General features: G+C 71.4%; 20 protein-coding genes. 10 read left to right on the top strand and 10 right to left on the bottom strand.

The annotated features are described in order from the left end of the window. Positions 1 to 333: 333 nt before the first annotated feature. A complete protein-coding gene (locus tag ACZ6C1_RS02325) occupies positions 334 to 813 on the bottom strand; it encodes an Imm1 family immunity protein (protein ID WP_469236871.1) in 480 nt (159 codons plus the stop codon). Between the two features lie 162 nt (positions 814 to 975). On the opposite strand from ACZ6C1_RS02325, the gene ACZ6C1_RS02330 reads away from it, so the two are divergent. Continuing rightward, the gene (locus ACZ6C1_RS02330; RefSeq protein ID WP_469236872.1) at positions 976 to 1,749 is read left to right on the top strand and encodes a class I SAM-dependent methyltransferase; all 774 of its coding nucleotides are present in this window, start codon (positions 976 to 978) and stop codon (positions 1,747 to 1,749) included. Here ACZ6C1_RS02330 and ACZ6C1_RS02335 read toward each other — a convergent pair. Continuing rightward, positions 1,733 to 2,338 carry a YceI family protein gene (locus tag ACZ6C1_RS02335; RefSeq protein WP_469236873.1) on the bottom strand — a complete coding sequence of 202 codons (606 nt, stop codon included), beginning with the start codon at positions 2,336 to 2,338 and terminating at the stop codon, positions 1,733 to 1,735. The genes ACZ6C1_RS02330 and ACZ6C1_RS02335 overlap by 17 nt on opposite strands. A gap of 224 nt (positions 2,339 to 2,562) precedes the next feature. On the opposite strand from ACZ6C1_RS02335, the gene ACZ6C1_RS02340 reads away from it, so the two are divergent. The 4 genes from ACZ6C1_RS02340 to ACZ6C1_RS02355 all read left to right on the top strand — a co-directional run bounded on the left by ACZ6C1_RS02340 (position 2,563) and on the right by ACZ6C1_RS02355 (position 8,490). Continuing rightward, a complete protein-coding gene (locus ACZ6C1_RS02340) occupies positions 2,563 to 3,927 on the top strand; it encodes a serine/threonine-protein kinase (protein WP_469236875.1) in 1,365 nt (454 codons plus the stop codon). A 208-nt stretch (positions 3,928 to 4,135) separates the two neighbouring features. Continuing rightward, positions 4,136 to 5,371 carry an AAA family ATPase gene (locus ACZ6C1_RS02345; protein WP_469236877.1) on the top strand — a complete coding sequence of 412 codons (1,236 nt, stop codon included), beginning with the start codon at positions 4,136 to 4,138 and terminating at the stop codon, positions 5,369 to 5,371. Positions 5,372 to 5,733: 362 nt separating this feature from the next. Next, complete coding sequence (locus ACZ6C1_RS02350; protein ID WP_469237164.1) at positions 5,734 to 6,939, top strand: vWA domain-containing protein; 1,206 nt, start codon at positions 5,734 to 5,736, stop codon at positions 6,937 to 6,939. Between the two features lie 117 nt (positions 6,940 to 7,056). Next, positions 7,057 to 8,490 (top strand): hypothetical protein, encoded by a 1,434-nt coding sequence (locus ACZ6C1_RS02355; protein ID WP_469236878.1) that lies wholly within the window; start codon positions 7,057 to 7,059, stop codon positions 8,488 to 8,490. 18 nt (positions 8,491 to 8,508) lie between these two features. On the opposite strand, the gene ACZ6C1_RS02360 is transcribed toward ACZ6C1_RS02355, so the two are convergent. Continuing rightward, a complete protein-coding gene (locus ACZ6C1_RS02360; protein ID WP_469236880.1) occupies positions 8,509 to 9,750 on the bottom strand; it encodes a glycoside hydrolase family 64 protein in 1,242 nt (413 codons plus the stop codon). A 224-nt stretch (positions 9,751 to 9,974) separates the two neighbouring features. Between ACZ6C1_RS02360 and ACZ6C1_RS02365 the strand changes: the two genes are divergently transcribed. The 5 genes from ACZ6C1_RS02365 to ACZ6C1_RS02385 all read left to right on the top strand — a co-directional run bounded on the left by ACZ6C1_RS02365 (position 9,975) and on the right by ACZ6C1_RS02385 (position 18,338). Beyond that, on the top strand, positions 9,975 to 13,805 hold the full coding sequence (locus ACZ6C1_RS02365; RefSeq protein ID WP_469236881.1) for an endo-alpha-N-acetylgalactosaminidase family protein: 3,831 nt from the start codon (positions 9,975 to 9,977) through the stop codon (positions 13,803 to 13,805). Between the two features lie 49 nt (positions 13,806 to 13,854). Then, positions 13,855 to 13,977, top strand: a complete 123-nt coding sequence (locus ACZ6C1_RS02370) for a hypothetical protein (protein ID WP_469236882.1) — start codon at positions 13,855 to 13,857, stop codon at positions 13,975 to 13,977. A gap of 14 nt (positions 13,978 to 13,991) precedes the next feature. After that, complete coding sequence (locus tag ACZ6C1_RS02375) at positions 13,992 to 16,391, top strand: polysaccharide lyase 8 family protein (protein ID WP_469236883.1); 2,400 nt, start codon at positions 13,992 to 13,994, stop codon at positions 16,389 to 16,391. Between the two features lie 153 nt (positions 16,392 to 16,544). Then, the gene (locus ACZ6C1_RS02380; RefSeq protein WP_469236885.1) at positions 16,545 to 18,128 is read left to right on the top strand and encodes an acyl-CoA carboxylase subunit beta; all 1,584 of its coding nucleotides are present in this window, start codon (positions 16,545 to 16,547) and stop codon (positions 18,126 to 18,128) included. Positions 18,129 to 18,140: 12 nt separating this feature from the next. After that, the gene (locus ACZ6C1_RS02385; protein ID WP_469236886.1) at positions 18,141 to 18,338 is read left to right on the top strand and encodes an acyl-CoA carboxylase subunit epsilon; all 198 of its coding nucleotides are present in this window, start codon (positions 18,141 to 18,143) and stop codon (positions 18,336 to 18,338) included. A 140-nt stretch (positions 18,339 to 18,478) separates the two neighbouring features. Here the strand turns inward: ACZ6C1_RS02385 and ACZ6C1_RS02390 are convergent, their stop codons facing one another. From ACZ6C1_RS02390 to ACZ6C1_RS02420, 7 genes are all read right to left on the bottom strand, one after another. Then, the gene (locus ACZ6C1_RS02390; RefSeq protein ID WP_069978110.1) at positions 18,479 to 19,060 is read right to left on the bottom strand and encodes a GTP-binding protein; all 582 of its coding nucleotides are present in this window, start codon (positions 19,058 to 19,060) and stop codon (positions 18,479 to 18,481) included. Next, positions 19,041 to 19,619 carry a DUF742 domain-containing protein gene (locus ACZ6C1_RS02395; protein WP_469236888.1) on the bottom strand — a complete coding sequence of 193 codons (579 nt, stop codon included), beginning with the start codon at positions 19,617 to 19,619 and terminating at the stop codon, positions 19,041 to 19,043. The genes ACZ6C1_RS02390 and ACZ6C1_RS02395 overlap by 20 nt, the downstream gene beginning before the upstream one ends. A 96-nt stretch (positions 19,620 to 19,715) precedes the next feature. Further along, positions 19,716 to 20,129: a roadblock/LC7 domain-containing protein gene (locus ACZ6C1_RS02400; RefSeq protein WP_006127847.1), complete on the bottom strand. Its 414-nt coding sequence runs from the start codon at positions 20,127 to 20,129 to the stop codon at positions 19,716 to 19,718. Between the two features lie 10 nt (positions 20,130 to 20,139). Beyond that, the gene (locus ACZ6C1_RS02405; protein WP_469236890.1) at positions 20,140 to 23,352 is read right to left on the bottom strand and encodes a sensor histidine kinase; all 3,213 of its coding nucleotides are present in this window, start codon (positions 23,350 to 23,352) and stop codon (positions 20,140 to 20,142) included. Between the two features lie 340 nt (positions 23,353 to 23,692). After that, on the bottom strand, positions 23,693 to 24,280 hold the full coding sequence (locus ACZ6C1_RS02410; protein WP_469236891.1) for a GTP-binding protein: 588 nt from the start codon (positions 24,278 to 24,280) through the stop codon (positions 23,693 to 23,695). Then, entirely contained in the window at positions 24,261 to 24,668 is a 408-nt protein-coding gene (locus ACZ6C1_RS02415) for a DUF742 domain-containing protein (RefSeq protein WP_064070345.1), read from the bottom strand. Before ACZ6C1_RS02415 ends, ACZ6C1_RS02410 begins: the two co-directional genes overlap by 20 nt. A 119-nt stretch (positions 24,669 to 24,787) precedes the next feature. Beyond that, complete coding sequence (locus ACZ6C1_RS02420) at positions 24,788 to 25,201, bottom strand: roadblock/LC7 domain-containing protein (protein WP_064070344.1); 414 nt, start codon at positions 25,199 to 25,201, stop codon at positions 24,788 to 24,790. Positions 25,202 to 25,204 lie beyond the last annotated feature (3 nt).

Here is a 25,204-nt window from a genome sequence, read left to right on the forward strand (position 1 = left end):
GACATGACTGTGTACCCCCCCAAGGGCATGAGCGATGGTGAATGTGGATCGTATGTGAAAGGTGGGAAGATCCCATAGTCGGTATGGCCTCGCACAACTGCGCTGCCCCGATGGGTACCTGACGGTGCCTCCGATGGCGCGCCACCGCCGCCGGCCGGCCGGGCGCACCATGACCGGCCGCGCGGCCGACCTGAGTGCCGTGCCGGCCCTCACCGGCTCAGCGCTGCGAACCCAGCATCTGAGCCGGCCTGAAGGGCGTCGCCCCCTCGTAACCCGCCATAAGAAAAAGCGGGGCAGAACCTGCCCCGCTTCCTTTGTGGCTTTCCTTGCTGCCTAGGTGTGAGATCCAGCGGATGTCGAGTCCCAGACGCCGGGATCGTCCCACTCCACACATGCAGGGCGCTTCCCGCCGGATGCCACGAATTCCTTGACGGCTTGTCGCACCTTATCGATGGGGATCTCTGCAAAGAGCGGAAAGTCGTATACCGATCTGGCCACAGAGTAGTGCACAGGACCTCGGCCGCGTTCGCGGTGGCCGACGGACACGACGTGACCCACGGGATCGCAGTTGGCGTCCATCGAGGACAGGACTCCGGCCTGCCTGTCCTTGCGTACGCCCGCGATGAGCTCATGGTCGGGCCACCCGGAGGGCAAATTTGGCCGATTCAATGAGAACAGTTGCACCGCCGACTCGCCGACTCCGCTTTCCAGAAGGATGTCGAACAGATCGTCGACATCGTCCGGGGTGTCGATGATCCGCGGATTTTCGAAATGCTCGGTCCGGTAGGTTGCTTCGACTCCGCGTCTCGTCATTTCCGGCCCCTCCTGTTTGGATTGCCTTCGACGCCAAGGCGTCGGCCGCGGCACAGATGCGGGCCATCCTCCAGCTCGGCGAGGAACCGTACGTCCACCATCGACAGCCGCACCCGGCTGCGGGAACCGCGTCCTTCTGTGCAGGGTTCGTAGAGTGACGATATGTCACGAACGTTCGAGGAACTTGTCGCCGAGGCCGACGCGGTCGACGTCTCCGGCTGGGACTTCTCCTGGCTGGAGGGCCGGGCCACCGAGGAGCGGCCCTCGTGGGGGTACCAGCGGTTGATGGGTGAGCGCCTGGCCGCCGCGTCCGCCGGGCTGGACATCCAGACGGGCGGTGGGGAGGTCCTGGCGGGAGTGGAGGCGTACCCGCCCGCCATGGTGGCCACCGAGTCCTGGCCGCCGAACATCGCGCGTGCCACCGAGCTGCTGCACCCGCGCGGGGTCGTCGTGGTCGCGGATCCGGACGAGCCGCCGCTGCCGTTCGCGGACGGGGCGTTCGACCTGGTCACCAGTCGTCATCCGGCGACGGTGTGGTGGCCCGAGATCGCCCGGGTGCTCCGGCCGGGTGGGACGTACTTCGCGCAGCACGTGGGGCCGGAGACCGTCTTCGAACTGATCGAGTTCTTTCTCGGGCCGCTGTCCGGCGATCTACGCCGCAAGCGCCACCCGGAAGAGGAGGCGGCGGAGGCGCGGGCGGCCGGCCTGGAGATCGTCGACGTACGCATGGAGCGGCTCCGGATGGAGTTCTTCGACGTCGGCGCGGTCGTCTACTTCCTGCGGAAGGTGATCTGGACCGTGCCGGGCTTCACGGTGGAGGAGCACCGGGAACGACTGAGGGACCTGCATGGCCTCATCGAGGCCGAAGGTCCCTTTGTCGCTCACTCGTGCCGGACGCTCATCGAGGCCCGTAAGCCCCTTACTCAGCGTTCTTGATCGCGGAAATCTCGAACGTCAGCTTGATCTTGTCGCTGACCAGGACGCCGCCGGTCTCCAGCGCGGCGTTCCAGGTCAGGCCCCACTCGGAGCGGAGCAGCTCGGCCTTGCCCTCGAAGCCGACGCGCTCGTTGCCGAAGGGGTCCGTGGCGGCGCCGTTGAACTCCAGGTCGATGGTGATCGGCTTGGTGACGTCCTTGATGGTCAGGTCGCCGGTGATCCGGTAGTCCGTGCCGCCCAGTGCCTCCGCGCTCGTGGAGCGGAAGGTCATCAGCGGGAACCGCTCGGCGTCGAAGAAGTCGGCGCTGCGCAGGTGGCCGTCGCGGTCGGCGCTGCCGGTGTCGATGGAGGCGATCTTGACGTCGATGGAGGCGCCGGAGGCCGCCGGGTCGCTGCCGTCGAGGTCCAGGGTGCCCTCGTACTCGGTGAAGGCGCCCCGCACGTTGGTGACCATGGCGTGACGGGCGGTGAAGCCGATGCCGCTGTGGGACGGGTCGATGGTGTACGTCCCGGTCAGGGCGGCCAGGGCCGGGTCCACGGGGGCGGTGACGGTCGCGGTGGCGGTGCTGGTGCGGCTGAAGAGACCCATGATGACGTGCTCCTTTTGATCGCTTTGGTTGAACCTTCAACGACTCCGACTGTAGCCCTATTCCGTTCAACTTTCAACCATCGCGACGCATGAGCCCGAACGAGGTGGTTGCCGCTCGCCGCAAAACAGCACTGACAGATCACCACCGGCGTGGTTAGGATCTCCGCGATGATGAACAACTCCTCGTACGGATTGGGGGAATCGTTCGCCTCGGGTGAGTGCTGATGGCACACCACTCCGCGAACGGGATTCCGCCCCACCTGTTGATGTGGCAGCGCGTGCGCGAGTACGCCGTGCCACCGTCCATGATCGAGACCGCGACCGCACGACGTGCGGTCGGTGACTGGGCGGGGGCCTGCGCCGCCGCCCGGATCGACGTCGATCTCGATCTGCGCGCCGTGCGCGACCGCCACGGCACCGATCTCGTCACCCGCCTCCGCGCGGACCTGCGCCGACTGGCGCCGGATCTGCTCCGCTGGCACATGCCCCGGATCGCCCCCGACGGGCGGCTCCGCCCCGGCCTCACCCTGACGCTGGCCCGGTATCCGGGTCGCCCCGGCAGCACGGTTCACCTCGTCGTGCGGACGCCGCCCGCCCGGGCGGACGCCGGACAGCGGATGTCCCTGGCCCTGTGGGACGGGTCCGGCGGTGACGCCCCCGGGCAGCACCCCCACCCGCATCCCGACCGGCGTTTCCGGCTCGACCTGCACCGGCACCTCTGGGACGCCGGGCGGAGCGACGAGCTGGCCCAGCGGTGCGGCGGTGACCGCGACGGACCCTGGGCCGTGACGCGTTGGGCCGCCGAGGCCGAGCTGCTGCTACGGGCCGAGGGCCGCCCTCGTGGGGCCTTCGCCGTGCGGCTCGGCGCACGGAACCTCGCCCCGCTGGAGCTCGTCGCCCCCGACGACAGCCACGCCCCGGTGTTCCGGCCGCTGCCCGAGGCACTGCCACCGCAGGACGTCGCCGCGCTCCCGGTGCTGCCGGAGGCGGCGGCCCGGGTCCTCCCGGACCTGGCGCTGCTCCGTGAGGGGCTCCTCACCGCCGGGCGGCTGCATCCGCTCGTCGCCGCGGCGCTGGAGTCGTCCGGTCCGCCACCCGTGGCCGCCCTCGTGCCCGAACCCAATGATCCGCACCGGGTGGAGTGCCGGGGCGAGATCCACCGGATCGCCCTGCGCGACGGCGTACTGACGGCGGTCGACCACGACCCGGACCAGCTACGGCGGGAGGACCTGCTGGTGGCGCTCGGCGGGCCGCCGCTGCCCTGCCTGCGGGCCATCGATGCGGTCCACCGCAGCCCCGAAGCCCTGCCCGCGGTCCGGGAACGGCTCCGCCATGGCGACGTCACCGGCGCGCTGGACGTCGTCGAGGGACTGCTCGGTCCCGGCGCCGTCCTGCGCGACGGGCCGCTCCGGGACGTACTGGAGACGGCCGCGACCCGCCGAGTCGACCACGGGCTGTTCCGCTCCGGGCTGCTCGACGTGCACCCGGGCGCCGGTGGTCACCGTCCGCGGCTCGACCGCCGTACCCCTCTCGTCATCCGCCGCAAGCGCGGCAACCGGTCCCGGCCCCGCAGCGGCCTGAGCACCTGACCGCGTCCGCAGACGCGCGACGGCCGGGGCGGGGCCGTGCAGGGTCGCCCCCGCAGAGGTTGGCGGCGACGCTCGGCTCCCCTGACGGGTCGGGCACCCCGCCGACCTCGAGGAGGCGAGCCCGGAGGGGCCACGCCCACACCCACCGGCTGCCGCGTCCCGCGCCGTCCCGTTCCGTTCCGTCATCCCACACACCCAGGTGATGCTCATGACTTCCCAGACCCAACTCGCCCTCGCCGAGGGCCTGCTCACCCTCCTGCGCACGACCACCACCGAACCGCGCCCCGACGAGCAGCTCGAAGCGCTCACCCTCGCCGTCGCCGCCGACCTGCCCGTACTGCTCTGGGGTGAGCCGGGCATCGGCAAGACCGCGGCCCTCACCCAGCTCGCGACTTCCCTCGACCTGCCGCTGACGACCGTGATCGCCAGCGTTCACGAGCCGTCCGACTTCTCCGGGCTGCCCATCGTGGGCGACGACCCAGCCACGCAGGGCGTACCGATGGCTCCGCCACAGTGGGCCGTGGAGCTGGTTCGGGCCGGGCGGGGCCTGCTGTTCCTCGACGAGCTGTCCACCGCCACCCCGGCCGTCCAGGCCGCACTCCTCCGAGTCGTCCTGGAGCGCAAGGTCGGTGCGCTGCAACTGCCCCCCGGGGTACGGATCGTGGCCGCCGCCAACCCGCGCGCGTCGGCGGCGGACGGGTGGGAGCTGAGCCCGCCGCTGGCCAACCGGTTCGTGCACCTGTACTGGGTGCACGACCGGGAGGTGGTGGTGCGAGGGCTGGGCGGCGTATGGCCCCGGGCGGAGCTGCCCCGGCTGGACCCGGAACGGCTCCCGGACGCGGTCGCCCTCGCCCGGCGCGCGGTCTGCGGCTTCCTGAAGGCCCGGCCGACGCTGATCCACCGGCTGCCGAGCAGTGAGACGCGGCGCGGCGGTGCCTGGCCCTCGCCCCGGAGCTGGGAGGCCGCGCTGACCCTGCTGGCCTTCGGCACGGCGGCCTCCGTCTCCCGGGACGTGCTGGCCCTGCTGGTGCGGGGCGCGGTGGGTGACGGGCCGGGCCTGGAACTCCTCGCCCACCTGGACCGGATGGACCTGCCCGACCCGGAGTCGCTGCTGGCCGACCCGGCCGCCGCCGAGCTGCCGGAGCGGGGCGACCTGCGGCAGGCGGCTCTGGAGGCGGTGGTCGCCGCCGTCGGCGCGCGGCCGGAGCGCGAGCGGTGGGAGGCGGGCTGGGCGGTGCTCATCCGGGCGCTGGAGACCGGCGCCCCCGACCTGCTGGTCGCCCCGGCGACGGCACTGGCCGGGCTGCGGCGCGACGACTGGGAAGTGCCGGAGGCGGTGGAGCGGCTGACCGGAATCGTCGGCCTCGCCCGGCGGGCGGACCGGTCGGTGGGACGGGTCACCGCGGCGGCCGGCGCCGGGCGGACGACGGGAGCGGGCCGATGACGGGAGCCGTACGTCAACCCGCGCCACCACGCCCGGAGCCGAGCCCGCCGCCGGGTACGACGTCCCAGCCGCCGCCGCAGCAGCCCCAGCCGCAGCCGCCGCCGGGCCCGACGCCCAGGCTCGCGCCACCGCGCCCCCTGCCCCGTCCGATGGCCCCGCCCGCGCCGCCGCGCCCGGTGCGGGTCACCCTGCCGGAGCCCCAGGGCGGCACCGGCACCACCCATGGCGCCCACCCCGGCCGCCCCGACAGCGGACCCGCCCACCCCGCCCGCCCCGACAGCGGACCCGCCCACCCCGCCCGCCCCGACAGCGGACCCGCCCACCCCGGCGAGGCGTCCGTCCGTCCCGTACTCCGGCTGGACATGGAGAAGCTGCTGGCCGCCCGGTTGCACGCGGTGAAGGTCCGCCCCTACCTGGCCGACGCCCTCTTCGCGCTGCACGTCGTGGAGGACCGGTCGGTGCCGACGATGGCCGTGGACGCGTACTGGCGCTGTTACGTCTCGCCCGGCTTCGTGGCGCGCATGCCGGTGGAGGAGCTGGCCGGCGTCTGGGTGCACGAGGTCTCCCACCTGCTGCGGGACCACCACGGGCGGGGCGAGCGGTATGCGCGGGAGCACGAGGAGTACGGGCCGGGTCAGAGGCTGCGGCGGAACATCGCCGCCGACTTCGAGATCAACGACGACATCTACGGTGACGGTCTGCCCCGGCCCAAGGGGGTGGTGCTGCCGTCGCTGCTGCGGCTGCCCGAGGGGCTGCTGATGGAGGAGTACCTGCGCAGGGCGTCGATGTCGGGGCTCGCCGCGGAGCTGGCCTGGCTGGACTGCGGCAGCGGCGCCGACGGACAGGAGCGGCCGTGGGAACTGGGGCCCGACGGGGCGCACGGGCTGAGCCGGCAGCAGCGGGACGCGGTCCGTTTCCGGGTGGCGGAGGGGATCAAGGGCCGGCCGGGTGACGCGCCGGACGGGTGGCGTCGCTGGGCGGACGAGGCGTTCCACCCGCCGCAGCCGTGGCGGCAGTTGCTGGGGGCGGCGGTCCGCTCGGCGGCCGGTGCGCCGGGGGAGGGGGAGGACCACAGCTACCGGCGTCCGTCCCGGCGCTCGGCGAGCGTGCCGGGAGTGCTGCTGCCGAGCCTGCGCCGCAATCCGCCCCGGGTCTGCGTGGTGATCGACACCTCGGGGTCGGTGAGCGACGCCGAGCTGGGCAGCGCGCTGCTGGAGGTCGCGGCGATCTCGCGGGCGGTGGGCGGGAGGCGGGACCTGGTCTCGGTGATCTCCTGCGACGCGGCGGCCGGGGTCGCCGTCCCGCTCTGCCGCGCCGAGAACATCGAGCTGCTCGGGGGCGGGGGAACGGATCTGCGTTCGGGTTTCACCCGGGCGCTGCGCTCCCGCCCCCGCCCGGACGTGATCGTCGCCCTGACGGACGGTCAGACCCCGTGGCCCTCCGCCCCACCGCCCTGCCGTACCGTCGTCGGTCTCTTCCCCCGCCCGGCCGGCGGTGTCGACGAGAACGACCCCCACTACGTCCCGGACACCCCGCCGTCCTGGGCGCGGGTCGTCACCATCGGATGAGCGCGCCGGCCTGTGTGGGGGGACCGTAGAGATCGACTCCCGCGTCATCGGGTGTCCCCGCCGGGCGCCTATGCTGCCGTGAGCATTTCAAGATCACGCGTGGAAGCAACGGGGAACATGAACAAGTACACAGTGATGGCCGTCGGCCTCGTCCTGTCACTCGGACTCGTCGCGGGCTGCGGCTCCTCCGACGGCGAGGGTTCCGCCAAGCCGAAGGACGGCAGCGCGGCCGGCCCGGACGGCGGCGCCGCGCCCAAGGGCCCCGCCTACAGCGGCCCCGCGATACCCGGTCTCGCCGCCAAGCCCGCGTGGAGTCTGGCGGGCGCCAAGGCCAACGCCATCGACCTGGGCGACACCTTCCTCTTCGTCAAGCGCGCCGAGGGCACGTACGCCCTGGGTGAGAAGTACGGGACGGATGACCCGGTCGACGGCTCGGTCGGCACGCTCCACTTCACCAATGATCCCGAACCGGCCACCCTGGAGTTCCGGGACGTGAAGACCGGTGAGGTGCGCAAGACCCTCAAGGTGACGACCGACCGTGTCGCCGCCACGACCTGGCACAACGGCGTCCCCGCGGTCGCGGTGTTCGCCGGCGCCACCACGGAGTCCGACGGGCTGAGCGCGGAGAAGACGACCACCACGGTCACCGTCTACGGAAGCGACGGCGCCGAGCTGGGCAAGGCCGAGCGCGAGGGCGACAAGTTCCACGTCCGTGAGGGCCACGTCATCGAGCAGGACGGCGACGAGAGCCTGAAGCTCACGCCCATCGACGGCGGGGCCGCCCGGAAGGTCACCTGCACCGGGCAGTTGGCGAGCTGCTCCTACGACCCGCGCAACCACGACATCGACGGCGGGCAGGCGCACGCTCCCCTGATCACCGGCGCGTACACCTTCCACGTGGAGAACGCGACCACCTACGCACAGGACCCTGAGCAGCTCGTCATGTCCGACCTCGCCACCGGCAAGAAGGTGTGGAGCACCGCCGACGTCACGCCGCCCGCCGGTGTGGAGCTCGACGACGACGGCAAGCGCACCAGCGGTGCCGTTCGCGTGCTCGACGTGCGTGACGGCCGTGTCCTGACCGCCTGGGGGAAGGGCGCCCTCTCGCCGGACACGTGGGTGACGGCGACGTACGACATCGCCTCCGGCAAGCAGGTCGGCGGGTCCACCACCTACGCGTACGCGGACAGCCCCCACGACACCGTCAACACCGAGGGTTCGTCCGTGTTCTCCCCCGACCGCACCCTCGCCGCCGCCGAGACGGAGAAGGGCACCGCCGTGTGGCAGCCCGCCGACGGCAAGGAGGTGTGGGCACAGAAGGAGGAGGAGAACGCGATGAAGCCGCTGCGCTTCTCCCCGAGCGGCGTCCTGTACGGGGTCACCAAGGAGGACGACTTCAGCGAGGACGTGTTCCTCGCCGTCGACGGCCGTACCAAGAAGGTGCTCGCCAAGAGCCTGCCCGAGGAGAACCTGCCCCTCTTCTCGAAGTCGACGGGCTACGCCTACATCAGCACCGAGAAGGGGTTCTTCGTGTTCCCCTCCGCCGGCTGACCGGGCCGGCCGGCCGGGTCACGACCCGACCGACACCGTGAAGCGGCGCGGGTTGCCGTCGTGCGCGGCGCCCGAGACGTCCGGCCGGCCGTCCGGCCGGACGTCGTCGTACGGGAAGGCGTACCCGATCGGTGTGTTCGCGTGGACCACGCGCGAGAAATGGTTGGTCGACGGGTCGCGGTAGTAGTCCGAGGGGGCCGGTCCGTTCGGCTGGTCGGGGTGGGTCAGCAGAGTCGTCCGGTTGAACCCGGCCGCGAGGCGGGCGAGCAGCGCTTTGCGGTCGTCCGAGTCGCCGGGGTTGTTGGCGAACGGGCCGTGGTTGCAGGTGAAGACGTCCCTGGAGGTGGGGCGGGTGAATCTGTGGCCGCCGGTGAAGGTCAGGACGTCTCCGTTGACGCGGCCCACCCGTACGCCGCGTCCGCCCTGGAGGTCGATGCGCAGGTCGGTGGTGCGGTACTTCTGCCAGACGCGGTCGATGTAGCCGGTGAAGGCGTTGCGGAACGGCATCTGGTCGGGGCGGTCGAAGTACGGTGCCATGAGGTTCTGCGGTGAGATCACCCGGAGGACCGAGCCGTTCGAGGCACGGATGACCAGCTTGTCCCACGGCTGGCCGTCCCGCGCCGCCTGGGCGACGAGCCCGTCCGCGATGCGCTGGAGGGCGCCGGCCGGCAGCGGGGCGACGGTGTGGGTGGCGTCCCCGGTGAGCGTCAGGCCGATGGGCAGGGCGGTGACCAGGTCGACGTAGCTGATGTTCGCGTACAACTGCTGCGGGTTGAAGGTGAATTCGGCGAAGGACCAGACGCGGCCGTAGTTGGGGTCGGCGGGCGTGGCGAAGGCGGGCTCGACGAGGGCGGGGCCGGGGTTGAGGAAGAAGTCGAGCTTGTTGTCCCGGACGAAGTACACCCGGGCGCCGTACATCTGAGGCAGCGTCAGTACCACCGGGCCGCTGCCCGCCGGGCGCAGCGGTATCGCGCAGTCGACCGGGAGCCGGGTCATCGGGGCGGCGGGGGATTCGGGGCGGTAGACGCCACCGCCCGGGCGCAGCAGCACCCAGCGGCCGGTGCCCTGCTCGTGGCCGGTGACGTACGCGTGGACGGTGCCGGGCAGGGACCGGTTCACCAGGGCCAGTTCGCAGGTCGCGGGCGCGGCGGAGGCGGTCGTGCCGGTGCGCAGCCCGAGGGCGGTGGCCGCGGCGGCGGCCGCCGTGCCGGTGAGGAGGGCGCGGCGGGAGAAGGAACGTGGAGCGGTGTGGGACGCCATGAGTGTGCACTCCTGGTGTGGGGGGTGGGGTGCCGCTCACTCTCGCGCCGCTCGGGGGAGGCGTCAAGAGATGTGACTGAGAGCGCTCTCAGATTTTTTGTTCCTTCACAACTTGGCGGCACACAACGGCACTTGGATTTCCCGGAGGGCGTTGTTGGACTGGCGTCGCCGCACCGGGTCCGTTTCGTTGACGGTGCCGCGGGGCGACCGTTACGCCAGTGGCCATGTCGCCACGATTCCGCTCCCGGCGTGCGGTGTGCGCCCTCGTCACCGCCTCGGCCGCCGTGTTCGCCCCGGCGGGCCCGGCCACCGCCGGACCGCCACCCGCCGCCACTGCCCAGGACCTGCTCATCGGCTCGCCGCAGCTCTCCGTCGCCGTCGCCCGGGACTTCCCCCGCGTCGTCTCGTACACCGACCGCGCGACCGGGGCGCGGCTCCTCGGCAGTACGCGTCCGGTCACCGCCGTCACCCTCAACGGAACGGCGTACGCGGTCCGGCTCCCTGCCGAGCCGGTCGTCACGGCCACCAGCGCCCGCTACACGCTCGCCTTCCCCGCCCTGCCGGGGGTCGAGGCCGACGCCACGCTCAGTGTGTCCGGGCGGGCCACCACCTTCAGGGTCACGGCCGTCCGCGACACCGAGGCCTTCCGGGTCGGCACCCTCGACATCCCCGGGCACGACCTGGTGTCCGTCGGCTCCGACGAGCCAGGCGCCGCCACCGCGTTCACCCGGCTCGACCCCGACTCGACGCGCACCGCCGACGTCTTCCGTGCGGTGACGGCGGCGACGGCCACCGATCCGGCGCCGGTGGGGGCCTCGTACGCGATACTCAACACCAGCGCGCTCGCCGCCGCCGTCGAGTCGAACTCCAGCTACGACAAGCCCGCCGGACCCACGAACGGTGACGACGCCCGCTTCTGGCACCAGGCCCGCGAGGCGGCGGACGGCAGCGTACGCGTCGGTGTGTGGTCCGGGCAGTGGACCTACCGGGGTGCGGGCGCGCCGCGGCCCGAGAGCGGCGACGGCCTGCCGTGGGCCAAGGTCGTCGTCACGCCCGACGCGAACGGGGACGGGCGGGCCGACTGGCAGGACGGGGCGATCGCCTTCCGTACGATCGGGATCACGGCACCCGGGGCCGCGCAGACGCCCGGCCGGGTCGTCACCCACATCCCGTTCAACTTCGCCAGCCAGGCCACCCACCCCTTCGCCCGGACCCTCGACGACGTGAAGCGCGTGTCGCTGGCCACGGACGGACTCGGCCAGCTGGCGGTGCTGAAGGGGTACGGCTCCGAGGGCCACGACTCCGCCCACCCCGACTACGGCGGCAACCACAACAAGCGGGCGGGCGGCCTCAAGGACCTCAACGCGCTGCTGCGGAGCGGGAAGAAGTGGGGCGCCACCTTCGGCGTGCACGTCAACGCCACCGAGGCGTATCCGGAGGCCCGCAACTTCAGCGAAACCCTCGTCGACCGGACGAAGCCCGGCTGGAACTGGCTCAACCAGAGTTACTCCATCGACCAGCGCCGGGACATCAACAGCGGTGACCTCGCCCGCCGGTTCCGGCAACTGCGGGACGAGACCGACCGCAATCTGAGCTTCCTCTACATCGACGTCTACCACACGCACGGCTGGATCGCCGACAAGACCGTCCAGGCCGTGCGGGCACAGGGCTGGAACGTCGGCACCGAGTGGTCCGACAAGTTCGAGCGTGCCTCCCTCTGGTCCCACTGGGCCAACGACCTCGATTACGGCGGCGCCACCAACAAGGGCCTCAATTCACGGATCATCCGGTTCATCCGCAACGGCGAGAAGGACGTCTGGAACGACCACCCGGTCCTCGGGCAGACCGCCCTGGAGGACTTCGAGGGCTGGACCGGCGAGACCGACTTCACCGCCTTCACGGCGAACATCTGGCAGAAGAACCTGCCGGCCAAGTACCTCCAGCGGCAGAGGATCCTCCGCTGGAACGAAACGGCGGAGGGCGCCGACATCGCCTTCACCGGCGGGGTGCGCGGCACCGTCGAGGACGGCAGGCGGACCTTCTACGCGGGCGGCCGCAAGGTCCTGGACGGCGACCGGTACCTGCTGCCCTGGGACGGCAAGCTGTACCACTACGACAGGAGCGGCGGTACGAGCACCTGGGCGGTGCCCGGCGGCACGTACACCCTCTACCGGCTCACCGACAACGGGCGGGTCGCGGCCGGGACGGTCCGGACCGGGACGGACGGGCGGATCACGCTGACCTCCGCCGCCGGGCAGGCGTACGTCCTGTACCGGAACGGCGCACCCGCCGCCGTGGATCCGGCGTGGGGCGAGGGCACGCCGGTGAAGGACCCGGGCTTCAACGACGCGCGGCTCGGCGCCTGGACCAAGGCCGGGACGGTCGCCCGCGACACCGACGAGCAGGGGCGCAACAGCGCGGTGCTCAGCGGGGCGGCCCGCGCCGGGATCGCCCAGCGGATCACGGGCCTGACCCCGGGCGAGCGGTACAGCGCGTCCGCCTGGATCGAGGTCCTGCCCGGGGCGTCCCGGCGTACGACGCTGGCGGCGGGCGGCGCGTCCGTGACCGTGGAGCGCTCCCCGGTGCCCAACCGGATCGCGGCCTCCGACTGGCACGGCACCTCGATGCAGCGCGCCAAGGTCCACTTCACCGCGCCGGGCAGCGGCGAGGTGACCCTGTCGGTCACGGCCGAGGGCGGCAGCGCGGCGAGGGTGCGGGTGGACGACGTACGCCTCGTCGAGAACGCGCCCACGGTCGAGGCGGGCGTGTACGAGGACTTCGAAGCCGTCGACCAGGGGTGGGGGCCGTTCCTGAAGGGCGACGCGGGCGGCACCAACGACCCGCGCACCCATGTGGGCCAACTGCACGCTCCCTACACGCAGGCGGGCTGGAACGGCAAGCTCGTCGACGACGTGCTGGAGGGCGGCGAGTCCCTCAAGTCCCACGACGAGAACACCGGCCTCGTCTACCGCACCGCGCCCTGGACCGTCCGCATGAAGGACGGGCACGGATACCGGGTGGAGTACGACTACCAGTCCAGTCACGCGGGCGCCTACGAGTGGGTGACCGGATACGACCGGCCGAACGGCACCTCCGCCGAGACCCGCCGCACCCCGATCGGTGAGCGGCGCACCACGGGTCGCTTCAGCGAGACCGTGACAGCCGGCTGCGGCGACACCTGGACCGGGCTGCGCAAGCGCGGCGACGCCCCGGACGGCGCCGACTTCGTGCTCGACCGGTTCACGGTCACCGACCTCGGCCCGGCCCCCGGGCGCCCGGCCTGCGGCACGCTCGCCCTCACCGCCGGTGAGACGCTGGAGCCGGGCCGGGCCGGCGACGTCACGGCGACCTTCACCAACGACGAGACGGCCACCGTGAGCCCGTCCGTCACGCTCGCTCTGCCGGAGGGCTGGACCGCCGAACCCGCCGGTCCCCTGAGCCCGGGCCCGGTGGCCCCCGGTGGCGCGGTGACCGCGACCTGGCGGGTGACGCCGCCGGCGGCCGCCGCGCACCGGGCGTACGAGCTCGGGGCCTCGGCCTCGTACACGGCCGGCGGCGGTCCGAGGACGCTGACCGCCGCCACCTCGGTCCGCACCCTGCCGCCGCCGCCTCTCGCCGACGCCTGGGCGAGCGACCTGGACTGGGCATCGGCCCGCAGCGGCTGGGGCCCCGTCGAGCGGGACATGTCCAACGGCGGGACGGCGGCGGGCGACGGCACCCCGCTGCGGATCGGGGGAGTGGCGTACGCCAAGGGCCTGGGCACCCACGCCCCGGCGGCCGTGCGCTACTACCTGGGCGGCGGGTGCACCTCGTTCACCGCCGAGGTGGGCCTGGACGACGCCCAGGCGACGCGCGGGTCCGTGCGGTTCACCGTCACGGCCGACGGGACCGAGAAGGCCGAGTCCCCGGTCCTGAGGGCGAGCGACACCGCCTGGTCGCTGACCGCCGATGTCACCGGTGCGTCGTACGTCGACCTGGTCGCCGACGACGGCGGCGACGGCAACGGCAACGACCACGCCGACTGGGGCGACGCCCGCTTCCACTGCGGCGGCTGAGCCCTCATGAGCCACCCCGAGCCCTCTTCCCACTGAGGTGAACCGCCCCATGCCGGCGGGGACGTCCGGGGACCCCTCCGTCCAGGTGATGGCGACGGGGGAGTCGCTGAAGCCGAGCGTCCCGCCGGGCACGCTGGGGGCGGTCCACAAGGCGGTGGTTCAGCTCGGGTAGAGCCCTTGTATGTCATGTTCACTACGACCCCCTCCCGGGAGGTTTTCGTGCCATCGACAGTGCCACCCGCCGCTTCCGCCTGGTCCCGCCGCCTCTTCCTCGCCACCACATCCACCGCAGCCCTGGGACTCGCCCTGCCCACACACGCACACGCAACCGCATCCGCCTCGGCGTCCGATGACTTCGAGGCGCTACGGCTCCGCTGGCTCGACCTCCAGCTCGGCACCGGCTACGACCCGGTCGCCGAGCCGTACGCCTCCCGCCTCGCCGAGACCGGCGACCTCGCCGCCCGCTACCGCGCCTCCATGGCCCCCACCGACACCTCCCTGTGGCCGGGTCACGGCTTCAACCCACCCTCCGGGATCACCCAGAGCTACCACCGCCTGTGGACCATGACCCAGGCCTACGCCCAGCACGGCACCGGCCACACCGGCGACCCCGGCCTCCTCGCCGACGTCCTGCGCGGGCTCGACCACCTCTCCGAGCGGATCTACAACCCCTCCACCACCCGCTACGGCAACTGGTGGGAGTGGCAGATCGGCAGCCCCCGCCTCCTCATGGACATCGTCGCCACCCTGTACGACGCCGTCGGCCCCGCCCGGATCGAGGCCGCCTGTGCCGCCGTCGACCACTTCATCCCCGACGCGACGCTCCGCGACTACAGCGGCACGTCCACCGGGGCCAACCGCGTCGACCTGTGCCGCTCCGTCGCGGTGCGCGGAGTCGTCGGCCGGTCGCCGGCCAAGCTCTCACTCGCCCGGGACGCGCTCTCACCGGTCTTCCCGTACGTCACCAAGGGCGACGGGCTCTACGCCGACGGGTCGTTCGTCCAGCACACCTGGGTCGCCTACTCGGGTACGTACGGACAGGTCATGCTCGACGGGCTGGGCCGGCTCTTCGCCCTCCTGGCCGGATCACCGTGGGCGGTCACCGACCCCAACCGGCAGATCGTCCTCGACAGCGTCGAGCACGCCTACGCCCCGCTCCTCCGCAACGGCCTGATGATGGACAGCGTCAACGGCCGCGCGATCAGCCGGGGCATCCTGCGCAACGACCCGCGCGGGACCATGCGCAGCGACCACTTCCACGGCCAGGGCGTCATCGCGGCCATCGCGCTGCTCGCCGGCGGGGCCTCGGCCGCCGAGCGCGACCGGTGGCACGCGCGCGTGAAGGGCTGGATCGAACGGGACACGGTCTCGCCGATCCTCACCGCCCCCCAGTTCGGCGTCGCCGACCTCGCCCGGCTCCACGCGGTGGCCGCCTCACCCGTGCCCGCCGCGCCCGAGCCGGTCGGCCACACCCTGTTCGCTGCCATGGACCGGGCCGTGCACCGCCGTCCGGGGTGGGCGGCCAACATCGCCATGGCGTCGGAGCGAATCTCCTCCTACGAGTGCGGCAACGGCGAGAACCCGCGCGGCTGGCACACCGGTGCCGGAATGCTCTACTGGTGGGGCCCGGGCCCTCGGTCCGACGCCCAGTACACCGACTGGTTCTGGCCGACGGTCGACCCCTACCGGCTGCCCGGCACCACCGTGTCGACCAAGCGGCTGCCCGACCGGGCGGGTGGCGAATGGGGCGCGCCGAAACCGGCCGTGCAGTGGGTCGGGGGAGTGACGGACGGCGAGTTCGCCGCCGTCGGGCAGCACCTGAAGGGCCTCGGCTCCACCCTGGAGGCCCGCAAGTCCTGGTTCTGCGCCGCCGACACGGTCATCTGCCTCGGTGCGGGGATCGACTGCACCGACGGCGTCCCCGTCGAGACGATCGTCGACAACCGGAACCTCGGGGAGGCGGGCGAGGAGCGGTTCACGACCGGGCCCGGCTCGCACTGGGCCCACCTGGAGGGGCACGGCGGCTGGGTGTTCCCGGGCGGCACGGGGCATCTGCGGACCCTGCGCGAGGACCGCACCGGCGCCTGGCGGGACATCAACACCACGTCCAGCGCCGAGCGCCGCACCCGCCGGTACCAGACCCTCTGGCTCGACCACGGCACCGATCCGGCGGACGCCTCGTACGCCTACCTACTGCTGCCGGGCGCCTCGCGCCGGACGGTCGTGGCCCGCGCGTACGACCGCCACTGGCTGGAGATCCTCGACAACACCGCCGCCCGCCAGGCCGTCACCGTGCCCTCGCTGGGCCTGACCGCCGCGAACTTCTGGCAGCCCGGTACGGTGGGCCCGCTCACCACGACCGCCCCTGCATGCGTCCTCGTCCGCAGACGCGGGCGCACGGTGACGGTCTGCGTCGGCGAGCCGCCGCGAACCGGGCGGCCCCTGGAGGTCACCTGGCACCTCCCGGTGCGTCGGGTCATCGCCCGCGATCCGTCCGTCGAGGTCCTCGCGACCGGCCGTACGCTCGGGCTGCGCGTGACACCCGGCACGGCGGGCGCGGCACACCGCTGCACGGTGACCGTCTGACCCCTTGTTCGGTCTCCACAACTCCTGGGGGTCCTGGGCTGGCACTTCGCCTGCACCGCGGAATGGTTCTGTCCAGGGCTCACAGGAGATGGGTCGGGACACTGTACAGAGTCGACGGCCGGTTTTCCTTGGTCGGCTTCGTAGGGTCGATGCATGACCGTTGTGGACGAAACCCAGGGCGAGCCGACCGACGCCCGGGGGCGTGTGGCCGAGCTGCACGCCCTGCGCGAGGAGGCCCTGCGCGGCCCGAGTGACCGTGCGACCGAGGCGCAGCACGCCAAGGGCAAGCTGACCGCCCGCGAGCGCATCGAGCTGCTGCTGGACCCGGGCTCGTTCCAGGAGGTCGAGCAGCTCCGCCGGCACCGGGCGACCGGCTTCGGCCTGGAGGCCAAGCGGCCGTACACCGACGGCGTCATCACCGGCTGGGGCACGGTCGAGGGCCGGACCGTCTTCGTCTACGCGCACGACTTCCGGATCTTCGGCGGCGCGCTCGGTGAAGCCCACGCCACCAAGATCCACAAGATCATGGACATGGCCATCGCGGCCGGGGCGCCGCTGGTCTCGCTGAACGACGGCGCGGGCGCCCGTATCCAGGAGGGCGTCTCCGCGCTCGCCGGTTACGGCGGCATCTTCCAGCGCAACACGCGCGCCTCGGGCGTCATCCCGCAGATCAGCGTGATGCTCGGCCCGTGCGCCGGTGGCGCCGCCTACAGCCCCGCCCTGACGGACTTCGTCTTCATGGTCCGCGAGACCTCGCAGATGTTCATCACCGGCCCGGACGTCGTCAAGGCGGTCACCGGTGAGGAGATCAGCCAGAACGGCCTCGGCGGCGCCGACGTGCACGCCGAGACGTCCGGTGTCGCGCACTTCGCGTACGACGACGAGGAGACCTGCATCGCGGAGGTCCGCTACCTCCTGTCGATGCTGCCCTCCAACAACCGCGAGAACCCGCCCGCCCACCCGAGCGAGGACCCGGCCGACCGGCGCTCGGACGTCCTGCTGGACCTGGTCCCGGCGGACGGCAACCGCCCCTACGACATGGCCAAGGTCATCGAGGAGCTCGTCGACGACGGCGACTACCTGGAGATCCACGAGCGCTGGGCGCGCAACATCATCTGCGCGCTGGCCCGCCTGGACGGCCAGGTCGTCGGCATCGTCGCCAACCAGCCGCAGACGCTGGCGGGTGTGCTGGACATCGAGGCCAGCGAGAAGGCCGCCCGCTTCGTCCAGATGTGCGATGCTTTCAACATCCCGATCGTCACCCTGCTGGACGTGCCCGGCTTCCTGCCGGGCGTCGACCAGGAGCACGGCGGCATCATCCGCCACGGCGCCAAGCTCCTGTACGCGTACTGCAACGCCACGGTGCCGCGCATCTCGCTGATCCTGCGCAAGGCCTACGGAGGCGCGTACATCGTGATGGACAGCCAGTCCATCGGCGCCGACCTCACCTACGCCTGGCCGACGAACGAGATCGCCGTGATGGGCGCCGAGGGCGCCGCCAACGTCATCTTCCGCCGCCAGATCGCCGACGCCGAGGACCCGGAGGCCATGCGCGCCCGCATGGTCAAGGAGTACAAGGCCGAGCTGATGCACCCGTACTACGCCGCGGAGCGCGGCCTGGTCGACGACGTCATCGATCCGTCCGAGACCCGCTCGGTGCTCATCGCGTCCCTGGCGATGCTCCGTACGAAGCACGCCGACCTGCCGTCCCGCAAGCACGGCAACCCGCCCCAGTAACAGGAGCCTCACGTGACCGACTCCCACCTGCTCCGCGTAGAAAAGGGCCAGGCCGACCCCGAGGAGCTCGCGGCCATCACCGCCGTCCTCCTGGCCCGCGCCTCCGCCCGCCCGGCGGCCACCCCGGCCCGCCGCCTCCGCTCCACCGCCGGCTGGCGCCGCCTCGAGCGCCAGCCCGGCTTCCGCGCCCCGCACTCCTGGCAGCGCTGACACACGCCCCGAAGGGCCCCGCACCGGTTCCGGTGCGGGGCCCTTCGCCGTCCTCGGGCCCCCGACTCCACGGTCGGCGGCCTCCGCGCACGACAAAGGCCCGCACACCGTCAGGTGTGCGGGCCTCGATGTCGGGGGGCCTACCGGAGGCGGGCCATCAGCGCGTGCTCCACGAGCGTGATCAGCGCGCTCTTGGCGTCGGCGCGGTGGCGGGCGTCCGTGGTGATGATCGGGGTGTCCGGTCCGATCTGGAGCGCCTCGCGGACCTCGTCCGGCGTGTACGGCTGGTGGCCGTCGAAGCCGTTCAGCGCGATCACGAACGGCAGGCCGCTGTTCTCGAAGTAGTCCACCGCCGGGAAGCAGTCGGCGAGACGGCGGGTGTCCACGAGGACGACGGCGCCGATGGCGCCGCGGACCAGGTCGTCCCACATGAACCAGAAGCGGTCCTGTCCGGGCGTACCGAACAGGTACAGGATGAGGTCCTGGTCCAGGGTGATGCGGCCGAAGTCCATGGCGACCGTGGTGGTCGTCTTGTCGCCGGTGTGGGTGAGGTCGTCGATGCCCGCGGACGCAGACGTCATGACGGCCTCGGTACGCAGCGGGTTGATCTCCGAGACGGCGCCGACGAACGTGGTCTTGCCCACGCCGAATCCGCCCGCCACCACGATCTTCGCGCTGGTGGTTGAGCGGGCTGCACCGCCGCTAGAGCTTGCGAAGTCCACTGAGCACCCTTTCGAGCAGTGTCACGTCTGGCTGGCCGCCGGCGGACTCGTCGCCGCCGGGCTGGTGGATGGCGACAAGTCCGGCCTCCGCCAGGTCGGCGACGAGGATCCGGGCAACGCCGAGGGGGATGGAGAGGAGTGCCGAGATCTCGGCGACCGACTTGATCTCGAAGCACAGCCGGCAGATCCGCTGATGCTCGGGCAACTGCCCTTGCAGCCGAGCCGGATCGGCCGTGGTGGACACCAGCGCCTCGATGGCGAGCTGGTATCGGGGCCTCGTCCGGCCGCCGGTCATGGCGTACGGACGGACCAGCGGATTGTGATTGCCCGACGTGGGCGCAGGCTCCTGACGCCGTCGCTGCTGCACCGGCTGGATGCGCGGCGCCTGCGGCTGGACGTAACTGGGACCCGGCTGCGGCTGCTGGTAGGGCTGCTGCGGCTGGTGCATGCCGCCCTGACCGCTCGGCGCGGAGGGGAAGTTGAAGCGGTTCTGGGCGTTCTCACCCTGTGACTGGTGCGCACCGTCGTATGGATGGTGTCCGCCTGGGGGTGTTGCCACTTTTCCTCCTCGACTGCCGTTCACCGGTTCCATGTCCCTGTGGAGCCGCGCCACCGCACCCTATGGTGCGGTGGCGAGAAACGCACGGTCTGTTTGCTAGTTGAGAAGACTTCCCTGGAGTTCGGCGCGGAGGTCCGGGGTGAGGACGCTGCCCGCGCGGTCCACCAGCAGGGCCATCTCGTAGCCGACCAGACCGATGTCGGCGTCCGGGTGGGCGAGGACGGCGAGCGAGGAGCCGTCCGAGATCGACATGATGAAGAGGAAGCCGCGCTCCATCTCCACCACCGTCTGGTTGACCGCGCCACCCTCGAAGATCCGGGACGCTCCAGCCGTCAGCGACGTCAGACCCGACGCCACCGCCGCGAGCTGGTCGGCACGGTCACGGGGGAAACCCTCGGACATCGCCAGCAGGAGTCCGTCGGCGGAGACCACCACCGTGTGGGACACCCCGGGGGTGTTGTCCACGAAGTTGGTGATCAACCAGTTCAGATTCTGCGCCGCCTGGCTCATCGGGCTCACACTAACGCTCCTGGTTGTAGGTACTACCCGGGCCGAGGCCCGATCCGTTCGTGTCCGTTCCCGCGTTGCGCCCCTGCTGGACGCCGCGTCGCAGGTTGCTCAACCTGCCACGCACGTCCTCCGGGGCGCGGGAGACCTGTGGGCCGCCCTGCGGGGTCTGCTCCGCCGTGCCTTCGACCAGGTTGGCCTTGGGCACGCGCCGCGGGAGTCCGGACGGGGTGACCCCTCCGGCCTTCGGCTCGCGGAGCTTCTCGGCCCGCTGCCAGCGCTCGTCGTTCGTCGAGCGCCAGCCCTCGGAACCGCTGTCCTCGCTGCTGCTCTGCGAGACCCGCTGGACCGGCTGCGTCTGCTCCGCCTGAGGAACCTGCTGCTGCTGCGGGGCCGGAGCCTGCTGCTGGCTGCCGCGGCGCGGCAGACCGGCATCGGTCAGCTCGTGACCGGCGCTCGGGGTGGGGCCCGAGGAGAAGCCTACGCGTTCGCGGCCGTTCGTGGGAGCGCCCTGCGTAGATTCCGATTCCGCCGCGTAGCCGGACTCGTAACCGCCCTCGTACGAGCCCTGATCAGCCCACTCGCCCTGGTGGGACTGGGCCTCGAACTGGTTGTCGTACTGCGGCTGCTGGGTCTCCTGAGCCGGAAAAGCGGATTCCGCATAGGAGGGCTCAGCGTACTCGCCCGTCGCGTAGTCGCCGTTGTACTGGTCATACGCGGGCTGCTGCTGCTCATAGCCCTCGTAACCGTCCTGGGCGTACGCGTTCTGCTGCTCGTACTGCTGCGGCTCGTACTGCTGCGGCTCGTAGCCGTAGTCCTCCTGGCCGCCCTGCTGCTCGTACGCGGAGCCCTGCTGCTCCTGGGCCACCTCGTCGCGGTACATGGGCCGGTCGGCCTCGGAGCCGCCCTGGAGCTGCGCGCCCAGCGCCGCACGGCGCTCCTCGCGCATCCGGGAGCGGTTCACCGGGTCCAGCGTGGTGCCCTCGCCCTCCGGCTGCTCGTAGCGGGAGTCGTCGAAGCCCAGCTCCGCGGCCGTCCGCAGCGGCGCCGCCTCGAACGCCTGCTGCTCCGGGATGATCTGGGAGACGGTGAAGTCGTCCTGCATGGCCGGGTCGCCACCACCACCGTGGGTGATCGCGTCCGGAAGCATGACCAGCGACGTGGTACCGGCCTGCTCGCCCGAGGGACGGAGCTGGACGCGGATGCCGTGCCGGTCGGCGAGGCGGCCGACCACGAACAGGCCCATGCGCTGCGAGATCGCGGCGTCCACGGTCGGTGGGTTGGCCAGCTTGTGGTTGATGTCGGCGAAGTCCTCGGCGGTCAGGCCGATGCCCTTGTCGTGGATCTCGACCATCACGCGGCCGTCGGGGAGACGGGTCGCGGTGACGCGGACCTTGGTCTGCGGCGAGGAGAAGGTGGTGGCGTTCTCCAGCAGCTCGGCCAGCAGGTGCACGAGGTCGGTCACGGCCTGGCCGTGGATCTCCGACTCGGGTACGCCGGTGAGCTCGATGCGCTCGTACTGCTCCACCTCGGAGGAGGCGGCACGCAGCACGTCCACCAGCGGGACCGGCTGGTTCCAGCGGCGGCCGGGCTCCTCGCCCGCGAGGATGAGGAGGTTCTCGCCGTTGCGGCGCATACGGGTGGCCAGGTGGTCCAGGCGGAAGAGGTTCTCCAGCTGGTCCGGGTCGGCCTCGTTGTTCTCCAGCTCGGTGATCAGGGTCAGCTGGCCCTCGATCAGCGACTGGTTGCGCTGCGACAGGTTGGTGAAGATCGCGTTGACGTTGCCCCGCAGCAGGGCCTGCTCGGCGGCGAGCCGGACGGCCTCGCGGTGCACCTGGTCGAAGGCGCGGGCGACCTCGCCGATCTCGTCCTGCGAGTCGATCGGGATGGGCTGTACGCGGGTGTCGACACGGCCCGGGTCGGTACGGGAAAGCTGGTCGACCAGCATCGGCAGGCGCTGCTCGGCGATCCCGAAGGCGGCGGTGCGCAGCCGGCTCATCGAGGTGCTCATCTGCCGGGCCATCATCCCGGCCAGGATGAACGCGGTGAGCAGGGCGACCACGACGATGGCGCCGATCACGATGGCGTCGGTCTTGGCGTCGGAGGAGATCTCGGCGGCCTCGTCCACGGCCTTGTTCACGAGATCGGTGCTGACCTCGCCGTAACCGTCGTACTTGGACGTGGAGGCGCCCAGCCAGGTGTCCTTGGTGATGCCCTTGGCCGCGAGCTCCTTGATCTCGTCGGCGTCGCGGGCGGTGCCGATGTCCTGCGCCATCGGCGCGAGGACCGAGCCGAACTCGTCCTTGCGCAGGGTGATGCCCGCTGCCTGGAGCTGCTTGTCACCCTCGACGGCCCGGCGCAGCATGACCGCCTTGAGCTTCGACACGTCCTCCTCGGTACCACCCGAGTTGTACTCGCCGAGGGCGATCTGCTCCAGGTAGTTGTACGAGTTGAACGCCCGGCTCTGCTCGGCGAACGTCTTGTCGTCCTTGCTCGGCCGCACCAGGAGGTGTGTACCGATCGAACGCTGGAGCGACTGGGCGGCCTGGGCGAGCTGGACGGCGTAGACCATACGGCCGTAGGAGGTGACGTTCCCGGTGCCGAGGCCGAGCTCGTTGGAGAACTCCATCAGGTAGTGCTGGACGCCGGTGTAGTTCTCTTCGGTCTTCACCGGGTCCGCGGCCTTGGCGTAGGCGCTGTCCCGCAGTGCTTCGAGCTTCGGCTCCTCGGCCCGGAACTGCTCCAGCCGGCGCTCCAGGCCCTGCCCGGAGGGCATGTCCTTGACGGCCTCGTCGAACTTCTTCTTGGCGGCCTCGGTCGCGGCGTACGCCTTGGTGACCTTCTCGTCGTCGCGCTTGTTGAGGAGCAGCGGCTCGGCCGTGAGGTCACGCTCGTTGAGCAGCGCCTGGCCGTACTCCGAGGCGGCGCGCACGATGAGCGCCGTCTTCTCGGCGTCCTGCGCCTCCTGCCAGGTGTCGATGGCCGCCTTCACCTGGAAGCCGCCCATGACGAGCCCGACGAGCACGGGTATGAGGAGGATGGCGTTCAGGCGGGTCGCCACGCGCCAGTTGCGCGGGGACAGCTTGCTGGAGCTGCCCGAACCGCCACTGCCGCCGGAGGCGGGTGGTGTTCCGGGCGTATCGGCAGGCGGCACCGCTGTGCGTGCGGGCGGGGTGAAGTTGCCCCGCGCCTGCTGCTCTGCGGCGCTTTTCGTGCTTCGCCTCACTCGACCAACAACCTCTCGGCGCCGGCACCTACGTTGTGCCGTTTTTCTGTTCAGGGCCGTACTACTCGGGAGTTCGTCGCATTGCAGCACGTAAAGCGGCCGCGTTCCAAACCCCTCGATCGGGTCGTTACCAGTGGTTCAGACCTCAGATAAAACGGGCATAAAGAGCGAGCCCCGCCAAAAGGCGGGGCTCATGTGAGCACAGCGGCACCATACGGATGCGTCTCGTGTCCGAGGCCCCGCAATTCTCTGTCGAAACGTTATGAACACCGCGGCCGACCGTGTCAAAGGACACACCCGGCCCCGGTTTCCCGCTACGACAACTGCCGTATGGCCACGTCTACTTGAGGCGGGCCATCAGCGCGTGCTCCACGAGCGTGATCAGCGCGCTCTTGGCGTCGGCGCGGTGGCGGGCGTCCGTGGTGATGATCGGGGTGTCCGGTCCGATCTGGAGCGCCTCGCGAACCTCGTCCGGCGTGTACGGCTGATGTCCCTCGAAACCGTTGAGGGCGACGACGAACGGCAGGCCGCTGTTCTCGAAGTAGTCCACCGCCGGGAAGCAGTCGGCCAGCCTTCTCGTGTCGACCAGCACGACCGCGCCGATGGCGCCGCGGACCAGGTCGTCCCACATGAACCAGAAGCGGTCCTGGCCCGGCGTACCGAACAGGTACAGGATCAGGTCCTGGTCCAGGGTGATACGGCCGAAGTCCATGGCGACCGTGGTGGTCTTCTTGTCGCCGGTGTGCGTGAGGTCGTCGATGCCCGCTGAGGCGGACGTCATGACGGCCTCGGTACGCAGCGGGTTGATCTCCGAGACGGCGCCGACGAACGTGGTCTTGCCCACGCCGAATCCGCCCGCCACCACGATCTTCGCGCTGGTGGTCGAGCGGGCGCCTCCCGCACCGCCGCTAGAGCTTCCGAAGTCCACTGAGCACCCTTTCGAGCAGTGTCACGTCCGGCGTGCCGCCGGCTTCTCCATTGCCCGGCTGGTGGATCGCCACCATGCCCGCCTCCGCCAGGTCGGCGACGAGGATCCGGGCGACGCCCAGCGGCATCGACAGCAGCGCCGACACCTCCGCCACCGACTTCACCTCACGGCACAGGTGGCAGATCCGCTGGTGCTCGGGAAGCAGGCTTCCCAGGTGGGCCGGGTCGGCCGTGGTGCTGACCAGCGCTTCTATGGCGAGCTGGTAGCGCGGCCTCGTCCGGCCGCCGGTCATGGCATAAGGCCGGACCAGCGGCTGGTCGCCTTCAACGCCGTACCCGGCGTCCGTGGGGACGCCGTACGGATCGTGAGAGGCGGGGGGCGGGGTCATTGATCCTCCAGTGACAGCAGGTGGTCTGCCTGTCGTCTGACTGGCCGGTGGGGGGCCGGAGGGGGCGGCCGACGGTGAACAAGGCAAGAGGGGGGAGGTACGGATTGGGGCGTACCGCCTCAGTGGAGCAGGCTGCCCTGCAGTTCCGCGCGCAGGTCAGGGGTGAGGACGCTGCCCGCGCGGTCGACGAGCAGGGCCATCTCGTATCCGACGAGGCCGATGTCGGCATCCGGGTGCGCGAGCACGGCCAGGGAGGAGCCGTCCGAGATGGACATCAGGAAGAGGAAGCCGCGCTCCATCTCCACCACGGTCTGGGCGACGGCGCCGCCCTCGAAGATCCGGGACGCCCCCGCGGTCAGCGAGGTCAGTCCGGACGCCACGGCCGCGAGCTGGTCGGCGCGGTCGCGGGGGAACCCTTCGGACATCGCCAGCAGGAGCCCGTCGGCGGAGACCACCACCGTGTGGGACACCCCGGGGGTGTTGTCCACGAAGTTGGTGATCAGCCAATTCAGGTTCTGGGCCGCTTGGCTCATCGG

It is taken from the genome of Streptomyces sp. NPDC041796, assembly GCF_055590785.1.

What these genes read in the sequence shown, in the direction of transcription:
- ACZ6C1_RS02380 (WP_469236885.1), top strand. Translation starts at nt 16,545, where the DNA reads ATGACCGTTGTGGACGAAACCCAGGGCGAGCCGACCGACGCCCGGGGG.
- ACZ6C1_RS02420 (WP_064070344.1), bottom strand. Translation starts at nt 25,201, where the DNA reads ATGAGCCAAGCGGCCCAGAACCTGAATTGGCTGATCACCAACTTCGTG.
- ACZ6C1_RS02350 (WP_469237164.1), top strand. Translation starts at nt 5,734, where the DNA reads ATGGAGAAGCTGCTGGCCGCCCGGTTGCACGCGGTGAAGGTCCGCCCC.
- ACZ6C1_RS02345 (WP_469236877.1), top strand. Translation starts at nt 4,136, where the DNA reads ATGACTTCCCAGACCCAACTCGCCCTCGCCGAGGGCCTGCTCACCCTC.
- ACZ6C1_RS02400 (WP_006127847.1), bottom strand. Translation starts at nt 20,129, where the DNA reads ATGAGCCAGGCGGCGCAGAATCTGAACTGGTTGATCACCAACTTCGTG.
- ACZ6C1_RS02325 (WP_469236871.1), bottom strand. Translation starts at nt 813, where the DNA reads ATGACGAGACGCGGAGTCGAAGCAACCTACCGGACCGAGCATTTCGAA.
- ACZ6C1_RS02335 (WP_469236873.1), bottom strand. Translation starts at nt 2,338, where the DNA reads ATGGGTCTCTTCAGCCGCACCAGCACCGCCACCGCGACCGTCACCGCC.
- ACZ6C1_RS02365 (WP_469236881.1), top strand. Translation starts at nt 9,975, where the DNA reads ATGTCGCCACGATTCCGCTCCCGGCGTGCGGTGTGCGCCCTCGTCACC.
- ACZ6C1_RS02330 (WP_469236872.1), top strand. Translation starts at nt 976, where the DNA reads ATGTCACGAACGTTCGAGGAACTTGTCGCCGAGGCCGACGCGGTCGAC.
- ACZ6C1_RS02360 (WP_469236880.1), bottom strand. Translation starts at nt 9,750, where the DNA reads ATGGCGTCCCACACCGCTCCACGTTCCTTCTCCCGCCGCGCCCTCCTC.
- ACZ6C1_RS02375 (WP_469236883.1), top strand. Translation starts at nt 13,992, where the DNA reads ATGTTCACTACGACCCCCTCCCGGGAGGTTTTCGTGCCATCGACAGTG.
- ACZ6C1_RS02355 (WP_469236878.1), top strand. Translation starts at nt 7,057, where the DNA reads ATGAACAAGTACACAGTGATGGCCGTCGGCCTCGTCCTGTCACTCGGA.
- ACZ6C1_RS02340 (WP_469236875.1), top strand. Translation starts at nt 2,563, where the DNA reads ATGGCACACCACTCCGCGAACGGGATTCCGCCCCACCTGTTGATGTGG.
- ACZ6C1_RS02415 (WP_064070345.1), bottom strand. Translation starts at nt 24,668, where the DNA reads ATGACCCCGCCCCCCGCCTCTCACGATCCGTACGGCGTCCCCACGGAC.
- ACZ6C1_RS02370 (WP_469236882.1), top strand. Translation starts at nt 13,855, where the DNA reads ATGCCGGCGGGGACGTCCGGGGACCCCTCCGTCCAGGTGATGGCGACG.